The organism is Rhodococcus sp. UFZ-B548 (assembly GCF_903819475.1).
GTDB lineage: Bacteria > Actinomycetota > Actinomycetes > Mycobacteriales > Mycobacteriaceae > Rhodococcus_F > Rhodococcus_F erythropolis.
Genome location: NZ_CAIJDS010000007.1, coordinates 121115 through 130170 on the forward strand (window position 1 = coordinate 121115; position 9056 = coordinate 130170).

At 60.8% G+C, this 9056-nt stretch carries 11 protein-coding genes and 1 pseudogene; 7 read left to right on the top strand and 5 right to left on the bottom strand.

Features of this window, described 5'->3' with window-relative positions:
* The first annotated feature begins 8 nt into the window (after nt 1-8).
* On the top strand, nt 9-170 hold the full coding sequence (locus H7C86_RS09500; protein WP_156778985.1) for a hypothetical protein: 162 nt from the start codon (nt 9-11) through the stop codon (nt 168-170).
* A gap of 148 nt (nt 171-318) precedes the next feature.
* The gene (locus H7C86_RS09505; protein ID WP_182261458.1) at nt 319-1194 is read left to right on the top strand and encodes a hypothetical protein; all 876 of its coding nucleotides are present in this window, start codon (nt 319-321) and stop codon (nt 1192-1194) included.
* 813 nt (nt 1195-2007) lie between these two features.
* On the opposite strand, the gene H7C86_RS09510 is transcribed toward H7C86_RS09505, so the two are convergent.
* Both H7C86_RS09510 and H7C86_RS09515 read right to left on the bottom strand, forming a co-directional pair.
* Complete coding sequence (locus H7C86_RS09510; protein WP_182261459.1) at nt 2008-2625, bottom strand: YdeI family protein; 618 nt, start codon at nt 2623-2625, stop codon at nt 2008-2010.
* A gap of 122 nt (nt 2626-2747) precedes the next feature.
* The gene (locus H7C86_RS09515; protein WP_182261460.1) at nt 2748-3713 is read right to left on the bottom strand and encodes a YafY family protein; all 966 of its coding nucleotides are present in this window, start codon (nt 3711-3713) and stop codon (nt 2748-2750) included.
* Nucleotides 3714-3823: 110 nt separating this feature from the next.
* Here H7C86_RS09515 and H7C86_RS09520 point away from each other — a divergent pair, with 110 nt between their 5' ends.
* A complete protein-coding gene (locus H7C86_RS09520; protein WP_182261461.1) occupies nt 3824-4765 on the top strand; it encodes an alpha/beta fold hydrolase in 942 nt (313 codons plus the stop codon).
* An 87-nt stretch (nt 4766-4852) separates the two neighbouring features.
* Here H7C86_RS09520 and H7C86_RS09525 read toward each other — a convergent pair.
* The 3 genes and pseudogenes from H7C86_RS09525 to H7C86_RS09535 all read right to left on the bottom strand — a co-directional run.
* Nucleotides 4853-5133, bottom strand: a pseudogene (locus H7C86_RS09525) (ATP-binding protein); the annotation flags it as partial.
* Nucleotides 5134-5902: 769 nt separating this feature from the next.
* Nucleotides 5903-6361, bottom strand: a complete 459-nt coding sequence (locus tag H7C86_RS09530) for a DUF5994 family protein (RefSeq protein ID WP_182261462.1) — start codon at nt 6359-6361, stop codon at nt 5903-5905.
* A 96-nt stretch (nt 6362-6457) separates the two neighbouring features.
* Nucleotides 6458-6766 carry a pyridoxamine 5'-phosphate oxidase family protein gene (locus H7C86_RS09535; protein WP_019748929.1) on the bottom strand — a complete coding sequence of 103 codons (309 nt, stop codon included), beginning with the start codon at nt 6764-6766 and terminating at the stop codon, nt 6458-6460.
* Between the two features lie 183 nt (nt 6767-6949).
* Here H7C86_RS09535 and H7C86_RS09540 point away from each other — a divergent pair, with 183 nt between their 5' ends.
* From H7C86_RS09540 to H7C86_RS09555, 4 genes are all read left to right on the top strand, one after another.
* Nucleotides 6950-8137, top strand: coding sequence for an inorganic phosphate transporter (locus tag H7C86_RS09540; RefSeq protein ID WP_003941590.1), 1188 nt, complete (start codon nt 6950-6952; stop codon nt 8135-8137).
* 14 nt (nt 8138-8151) lie between these two features.
* Nucleotides 8152-8433 carry a hypothetical protein gene (locus H7C86_RS09545; RefSeq protein ID WP_019748930.1) on the top strand — a complete coding sequence of 94 codons (282 nt, stop codon included), beginning with the start codon at nt 8152-8154 and terminating at the stop codon, nt 8431-8433.
* 34 nt (nt 8434-8467) lie between these two features.
* The gene (locus tag H7C86_RS09550) at nt 8468-8794 is read left to right on the top strand and encodes a DUF3349 domain-containing protein (protein ID WP_020908123.1); all 327 of its coding nucleotides are present in this window, start codon (nt 8468-8470) and stop codon (nt 8792-8794) included.
* Between the two features lie 11 nt (nt 8795-8805).
* Nucleotides 8806-9056, top strand: a 251-nt coding sequence (locus tag H7C86_RS09555; RefSeq protein WP_182261463.1) for a DUF3349 domain-containing protein, incomplete at its 3' end; no start/stop codon positions are given.

Consider the following 9056-nt stretch of genomic DNA (forward strand, 5'->3'; position numbering starts at 1 on the left):
AATCCACCATGACCGAAGCCCACGAAACAGACCCCGCACGACCGCTCGGCGCCGTCGTCGAGGAATACCTCAGCGGACTCACCGAGCAGGACTTCACAGACCTCGTCGCCAGGACACGTGAGCCGGTGCAGGAGGAGACCCTCTACCCGGCCTCCTGGCGGACTCAATGAGCCCTGAGGAAGAGGATGCACGCTCCGAACGCATCCTCGAGCAACTCAGGCTCGGCGGGTTCAAACCTGGAGCCTCGCCGGCCAAATCACCCGAATCTGACCACTCGTACCCACCCCATTGGAACTCTCGACGAAGGAACGAACAACAATGACTGCCTACTACAGCTCGCTCACCACCACTGCCCACTGCAAGCGTCTCGTCTCCAGCATCAAGGCATTCGACATTCCGGTACCCAAGCCGCTCTCGGACACCCTCGATGCGTGGCAGCGAATGAAGTCATTTGCTGCTCCCTCTGATGCAGTAGCAGATGAGATCAAGGACAAGATCGTCCGCGGCGAGCTCACTGACGCTCAACTCGCGACCCTGGCAGCCAAGGGCGCAGCCGAGCAGGCCGCCCGTGACTACGTCGCCTCGATCACCGGCCACGAGACGTTGTACGTCCGTCGCTTCCATGACGCTCTCGACGCCGGCATCGCAGACGAGATCATCGACGCACTGCGACCCAAGGTCGACCAGGCAATGGCAGCCATTGCCGCAGCCAAGGAACACATCAACGGCGATGAGTCACTGGAAGCGTTCCTCAATCACGCGGACGCCGAGGCGCTCGACGCGTGGCAGTCGCTACCCGGATACATCGCGACCCTCGACAGGGCCGAGGGCATCCTCAGCGACTTCCTACCGGGCTCGAGCTTTCCCCTCTTCGAGTCGTCGCCGGCAACCGGCCGCATGTCTGCGTTCGCTGTGTTCTTCACCGACCCCTCACTCGGGAAGTTGATGGAAGCGTCACTGTTCTCGCACACCGGACGCAACGGGGACCGACGCGACAACCCTTGGTACCGAGTGATGACATCGATCAAGCTCAACACTCTCGCCGAGGCGCGTGAATACCACCGCGCATACCTCGAACAGGACTACGAGACGGTGAACCAGACGTTCCGCGGAACAGTGACCGAGGACCACGGCATCGTGCAGGACCCACCAATGCCGAACCCGTACCGCAAGCCCGAGCCTGCCGAGAGCTAACCAGCCGGCCAACCCATCGGCGTCAACCTCACCACCGCGGTATCAAACGGGCAGTGCCGTGCGTGGATGGATGACCAACTCATGACCCGCACCTTTCCGGAGAGGCTGGCTCAGCGCCGATGACAGGCCCTTACGAAGCACCCCTCCCCATACCCCCTCGATCGATCCACACGGAAGGGCGCTTTGCATTGAGCCGCTGACCGGGTACGGGATACAGGGTCGGTTCGAGACCCGTTTCCTGGGCTTTTGCCGAGTTCCGGACCAAAAAGTGCGTGGAGAGAGAAGAGTTACATTGCGGAGCGGGTGGCAGCCGGATCGATCGAGGGTGCACCCGGAGGGTCTATAAATTTGACCCCGTCCACTCTCGGACTTGCTGTCCGAGAGTGGGGACTTTCGAAACCAAAGTTCCCTCAGATCGGACAAGGTGAGTTGCTTCGGGCAACTCTCCGAGTTCAAATCGGAGAGTGACATTGCGTCACTCTCCTGCAGAGGTTCAGGCGATCGGCTGAAAAGGGGCAGATTGCGTCCGCAGTCCGTCCGCAGTAGAACTAGCAGCCCCTGACGCTACAAACGCAACCAGCAATAAAGTGCAGCTAGATCCAACAACGCCAACATAGTTGGCAATAGCAAACGCGCAGAACGTAATCCGAGCTCTACTACGACGTGTGATCCGCATCCCGACGTAAGTCAGACCTGCGAGTACCGAGTCCACCCGTCCCGCTTCTGCGGGGCGGGTGGACTTGTTTCGGTCCGAGGGAAACCCCTCGGACAGATGATGACCGGCCTTCATACCGGACGCGGTCGAATCGCGGATCAGCCGCGAGCACGTTCGCCGATGGCCGCATTGTTGACGATATGGGCGATTCGACCTGCCCGTGTTGCGTCTCGAGCGGCACAGACTATCCACCACAGCATCTGTTTGCGGGCGCTGGGCGGAAAACTGTCCCAGTTGCTTCGCGCTTGCGGGTCCAGGTCCAGCGCCGCCTGCAAGTCAGATGGTTCCTCGAGGTCTTCGACTTGGTCGAGAATCGTCCACCAACCAGTGGATTTCGCGGCAGCAATGGCACCACGACCAGCAGCGGTCATGAGGCCACGCGCCTCCATATCCGCTGCGCGTTCGCGGTTGAGTCGGGTCCAGGAACTCTTGCGTCTACGCGGCGTGAACAGTTGCAAATTGCGCTCTTCGTCGAAGATGGTGTTGGTGGAATCGATCCAACCAAAGCAGATGGCTTCCTCAACAGCCTGAGGGTAGGGGCAGCGTGGTCGGCTGGTGGTGGTGCGCCAGGAGCACAACCACACACCTCGGCCTGACGTGCGATTGTCCGTCAGCCAAGTTCGCCACTGGTCCCGAGTCTCGGCGTGGATGATCGGGTAGTCGAACTTCCACGTCGGGGGGTGGATGGAAGCCGGCGATGATTTCGAATTGGTCACTTACTCTCCAAGCTCACAGGGGAACGGATACGTGTCTCGATAGACGAGGGGCCCGCGCAGGGAACACGTCCCCGCGGCAACCTGGACATGAATGGTCTTGTCGCACAATCCTCTTCTGACTGTCATGGTGGCGAGACCCTGAGGTGAAGGGCGAGCCGACTGACGGTGTCGGCAAGCTCGGTTGGTTCGATGACGACCACTGGGGCGGTGAGCGCAATGCGCGCAACCGTCATGGCGAGCCTGCCGAGATCTTCGCTGCGGATCTCGACAAGGCAGCGTTCCGCTGCCACCTCGATCGGTGTGTGGTCAATCCATCTCAGTACGCCCTCGAGGTCGGCGAACGTAGCTTCGATGGCGAGTTTTGCATCGTGGTGACGGGGTGGCGAGCCGACTGATCTCGCGACGAAGCCTGCCGCGTCACCGCCCGGGATCTCGCGTGGCGTGAAATGACTGCCTGCCAGCCAGGGCTCCGAGAGCCGGTCCAGTCGAAATGTTCGCCAATCCGCACGATGGTGGTCCCATGCTACGAGGTACCAACGACGTCCCGCCGTGACAAGGCGGTGCGGCTCGACGAGCCGTCTGCTGCTCTCGCCGTCACCTCGCCGGTAGTCGAAACGAACGTGCTCGTGGTCGCGACATGCCGCAGCGAGCACACTGAGTGCTTCGGGGTCGACGATGTCGTCATCTGCCCGCCGCAAGGAACTGACGCTCGAATGCAGTGCCGACACACGTCGGCGTAGTCGATGGGGCAGGAGTGCTTCGATCTTGGTCAGCGCGCGCAGCGATGTTTCTTCGATGCCTCCGATGGCGGCCTCGGCGGCGTAGCGCAGTCCGACGGCTACCGCCACGGACTCGTCATCGTCGAGGATCAGGGGCGGCACGTGTGCCCCCGTTGCAAGTCGGTAGCCCCCGTACTTTCCGGACGTGGAATCGACCGGATAACCGAGGTCGCGTAGGCGATCGATGTCGCGGCGCACCGTCCGCTGCGTGACATCGAGTCGTGCGGCAAGTTCGGCACAGTGCCAGAAGCGATGGGTCTGAAGGAGCGAGAGCAATTGCAGTGCTCGGCCTGTGGGATCGTTCCGCATTTCTTCAGATTGCCAGCGATCTAGGACTTTATGTGTCCACGATGCTCCCTAACGTCGGAGCAACCGGTCGATCCAGACACGAGATCGGTACTCAACTCAAAGGAGCATCCGTGAATCCATCCGACTTCCCCAGGCCCGTCCTCATCCAAGTCAACGGCGTGGAACTCGAAGTCTTCGAGGCAGGGCGACACAATGCCGGGAAACCCATCGTGTTGTGTCACGGATGGCCAGAGCACGCCTATTCCTGGCGATACCAGGTGCCCGCCCTTGTCGAGGCGGGCTACCACGTCATCGTCCCGAACCAACGCGGCTACGGCAATTCATCACGTCCGACCGAAGTGACGGACTATGACATTGAACATTTGACGGGTGATCTCATCGCACTTCTCGATCACTACGGCTACGAAGATGCCACCTTTGTCGGTCACGATTGGGGTGCCTTTGTCGTGTGGGGCCTGACCCTGTTGCACCCGGACCGGGTAAACAAAGTGATCAACCTGAGCCTGCCCTACCAGGATCGCGGAGAGCAGCCCTGGATTGAGTTCATGGAAGCCGTGCTCGGCGGTGATTTCTACTTCGTCCATTTCAATCGACAGCCGGGCGTCGCGGACGCGGTGTTCGAAGACAACACCTTCCGGTTCCTCCGCAACCTGTACCGGAAGAACGAACCCCTCAGGGAGCCTCAGCCGGGTATGGCGCTGATCGATCTCGCCAGAGCAGAGACACCACTCGGTGAGCCTCTGATGAGCGATAGCGAATTGGCCGTTTTCGTCTCCGCCTTCGAATCGACCGGATTCACGGGCAGTGTGAACTGGTACAGGAACCTTGACCGCAACTGGCATTTGCTGGCGGAGGTGGACCCGATTATCCAACAGTCCGCACTCATGATCTACGGCGACCGTGACGCGATCGCGAGAGCTGAGAACCTGACAGAGTTCGTGCCCAACGTGGAAGTAGTCAATCTCGACTGCGGTCACTGGATCCAGCAAGAAAGACCCGAAGAGACCAACCAAGCGATCTTGAACTGGCTGAAGCGGCAGGATGCCACATAGTTTCAAGGCTAGGTGCGGTCTCAGTGAAAATGTCAGTCTCATTCAAGTCCGGTAGGAGGCTTGATCCGGACCCACCTTGTGTGTGTATCAAGCGGATTGCTGAGCTCGGATGTGGGCGAGTCGGTAAGAGTCGGTGGCGGTTTCGATGATGTTGCCGCCGAAGGTGAGCCGATCCACGATGGCGGCGCAAAGTCGTGGTTCGGTGAACGTTGTCGTCCAGCCGGAGAACGATGCGTTGGAGGCGATGGCGACGGTTCTTTTCCTCCCGTTCGGTCAACACCTGAAAAAGCAGCTCGGCGCCTCGTTTGTCGAGTTCCATGTAACCGAGTTCGTCGATGCCGAGCAGATCCCCCTCGGCCGTAGCGGGCGGTCCCGACCACCCACTGCCAGTTGGCCCAGGCCCAACCAGTTCCGGCATCGCCTGGATGAACGTTGTCGCCTGCTGCATCGACAAGAGCCTCTCGCCACATTTCAAATCGCCTCTGACCCAACAAGTTACCGGGTTCCGGAAACGCGTCTACCTCTCCGGGTCCACTTTCGGGAATCAACGAGAGCGTCGGAAAACAAGCCATGCACTCAACCCGGCGATGGGCACAAGCCAAATCCCGAAAAAGAAGGCGACTGCTCGCCACACACCGATTCGCCGGGACACGGAAACCACATCGGCCGTTCCGACAAGGCACAGGGAAATCCATATCAAGGCGAGAGTGAATCCGCCGACGTACAGAAGAACGAACGCCCCAAATCCGTCCATACAGTCCATTCCACTGTCGGCGCAGTCCTGAAGCCCCGCCGCACCGAGTAGGGAAATGTTCACAGTGAGGATGCTACGGAGCAACGCATCCCAAACTGCCGAACAGCCCGGCAGATTCGGCGATGCGAACGCCGGCCAGCCCGAACAAAGTAGAAGCCCCACCCCCGTGGGGAGGGCGGGGCTTCATTCGATCCGGCGCTCACGCACAGTGGGAGGGTGGTGGACATGCCGGACCGACGACACGGCAGGGAGTCAAGCTGCCGCGCCCAAGCGCTGACCTGAAGGAATGCGCCTGAGATTGTGGTTACGAGAACCATCAAACCAGACAAACTGGACGCATGTTCAGGAATTGAAAGATTCGACCCCGCACGTCAGAAAAGATCTCACTGCACCCGATAGGTTTCGCTGCGGCCAGGATCAACCAACCGCCGCATGATCTCGTACGCACGGTCCGGATCCGTGTACGGCGGAATCATCATCAGAACGAGTTGACGACCATAGATGTCGTCGAGATACATCAAATCGTGAGGCTGGCCAGGGTACGGACCCCGCACTTCCAGTCCGTCGACCTCGTCGATACGACGCTGCGCGCTGCTGATCGTGTTCCAGTCGAACGCAACCCGCGCGATCGGCCCCAACCTCAGCGAAAGTGCGGATATCAGATCGTGAAGCTCCGCCGTGACGTTGATGGTCCATGGGAACCACGCGCCGTCTACCGATGCCTTGACGGCGCCTTGACCACGAAGCAGGAACCGCGGAGTCCGCGTCGGCGACGGGAAAGGTTGCCCGACATGGCGCTGCGGCGCTTCCATTGCATAGTCGAGAGTGCTGATGTGCGCCATGACGAGGCTCCTTAACGGAGGATTCGTGGAACCGTCAGGCAGAGGCGCCCGGTCGTGGGTTCCATACTTTCAGGCTACTCCGCTGCGCAATCCCGACTACGCATCGACGGAAATGATCACGCCGGTGTCGCCATACGGGAACGGACCATTACCGATGTGACCGAGGGTGTTGAAGAATTTCGAAATAGGCACCATCACACCGTATTTCGCGTTCACTTTGCTGCGGATCTCGTCGAATTCAGGTCCGCCGCTCACCAAGTGAGCGGTCCCGGCAACCAGCAAAGAGCCGTCGGCAACCTTTCCGTGGTTGTTGCACGGCACGACGGTGACGCGTGGGTTGTTCCGCAGCCGCTTGGCCTTACCCGATTTCGAGGAAGTCCAGAACCCGATACGTCCGTCCGGCAATTGGCGTATGCCTCCACAAACTCCACGACCATGCACACGAATGAATTTTCTATGCCTCGCGCGTTTCGTAACGGACAATTATCCGGACGAAGATGAACAACAGGTGCCGAGTGATGGAAATGTCGCGGAACGACCACGTCTCAGGTCGATTTGTGGCCCGCAGGTGTTGGAACATGACTTCTCGTGAATGCGGAACTCATCGTTCTCCTCGTCGTCGTCGTAACCGCTCTGGGGTTCGACTTCACCAACGGTTTTCATGACACTGGCAACGCTATGGCCACGTCGATTGCAACCGGCGCCCTCAAGCCCAAGGTGGCAGTCGCTCTGTCTGCTTCCTTGAACCTGGTCGGAGCTTTCCTCTCGGTAGAGGTTGCTGCCACCGTGGCCAAGGGCGTGGTGAACCTCGGAAATGTGGGTGGCCAAGCGCTGCTCACCATCGTCTTCGCCGGCCTTGTCGGCGGCATCATCTGGAACCTGGCAACGTGGTTGCTCGGCATCCCCTCGAGTTCCTCACACGCACTGTTCGGCGGCCTGATCGGCGCCGCCATCGCGTCCCTCGGAATGAGCGGTGTCGCCTGGAGCGGCGTGCTCAGCAAGGTTGTCATCCCCGCAGTTCTCGCTCCCGTCGTAGCCGGCTTGGTTGCAGCGGCCGGAACCTGGCTCATCTACCGCATCACCTCCAACGTCGGTGAGGAAACCAAGGACAAGGGTTTCCGACTCGGCCAGATCGGTTCGGCTTCACTCGTTTCCCTCGCCCACGGCACCAACGACGCTCAGAAGACAATGGGCGTCATCTTCCTCGCCTTGGTCGCCCATGGAACCATCTCCGCCGACGCGGACATGCCGTTCTGGGTCAAGCTCACCTGCGCACTCGCGATCGCTGCCGGAACCTACCTCGGCGGGTGGCGAGTCATCCGCACACTCGGCAAGGGCCTGGTCGAGATCGCCGCGCCGCAGGGCATGGCGGCCGAAGCATCTTCTGCTGCCATCATTCTCACCTCCAGCCACCTCGGTCTTCCACTCTCGACCACCCATGTGGCGACGGGTTCCATCATGGGAACCGGTCTGGGACGCAAGGGCGCCGAGGTTCGTTGGGGTGTCGCCGGACGTATGGCGGTCGCCTGGTTGATCACTCTCCCGTCCGCTGCGATCGTCGGCGCTCTGTGCTGGGGACTGGCCAACATCGTCGGCGGCCTGCCCGGTGTCCTGGTCGTCTTCGCTGTGCTCATCGCCCTGGCCGGTTGGATGTACCTGCGCTCCCGCAAGGAGCCCATCGATCCGAGCAATGTCAACGCCGAGTGGGACGGCGGCCTGGTGCCTGCAGAGGTCCCCGGTCCGGACGCCCGCGTCACCACCGACGTCAAAGCCTGAAAGAGGGAATCGACATGGATATCTTGAAAAACACCGTCGACTCGCTCTGGCAGGTCGTACTTGTCGGCCTCCTGCTTGGCGCCGGACTTCCGGCGATCTTCGCAATCGGACTGAAGTCCCTCGACGCCGGGCAACGTGGCAGTGGCGGCGCGAGCACTGCCGTCGCGGCTCGCAGTCCGTTGGCCGTGGCAGGCGCAGTGGTGTGCTTCGCGGTAGTGCTCATCGCGATCGTCACCGGAATCCTCTTCATCATGCAGGGCTTCCTCAGCCACACATTCGGCATCGAGATCTTCTGATCCCTTGCGCCCTCACGAGCGGAAAGACATCACCGTGACTGCACCGACTCCATCCCTTCCTCAGTCCATTCTGGAATGGCTTCGCGCCGGCTACCCCGAAGGCATACCGCCCAAGGACCGCATTCCGCTGGTCGCATTGCTACGACGCAAGCTCTCGGACGCGCAAATTCGAGACATTGCCATCGGCGCTGCACTCGCAGAACTGAGCGACGTCAACAGCGACCAGGTGATCTCTAGCGACGAGATCAGCGCTCAGATCGCCGATCTCACGAGCCAGACTCCCTCGGACGAGGACATCGCGCGCGTTGCCTCCGTCCTGGCCGCCGCCGGGTGGCCCCTCGCTGATCTCGACAACGACTGAAGCTCGATTCGTTGAGTCTTCCACCACTTCTGGCTTCGATACTCGGCTGGCTCCGTGCCGGGTATCCGAACGGCGTGCCGGAGCAGGACTACGTCCCTTTGATGGCCCTGCTCCGGCGACAGCTGTCCGACGACGAGATCGCCGTTCTTGCCGACGATCTCGTCGCCGACTTTCCGGTTCCGGTCGATCCGATCGACTTTCCCGGTTCGGTCGATCCGATCGACTTTCCCGGTTCGGTCGATCCGATCGACTTTCCCGGTTC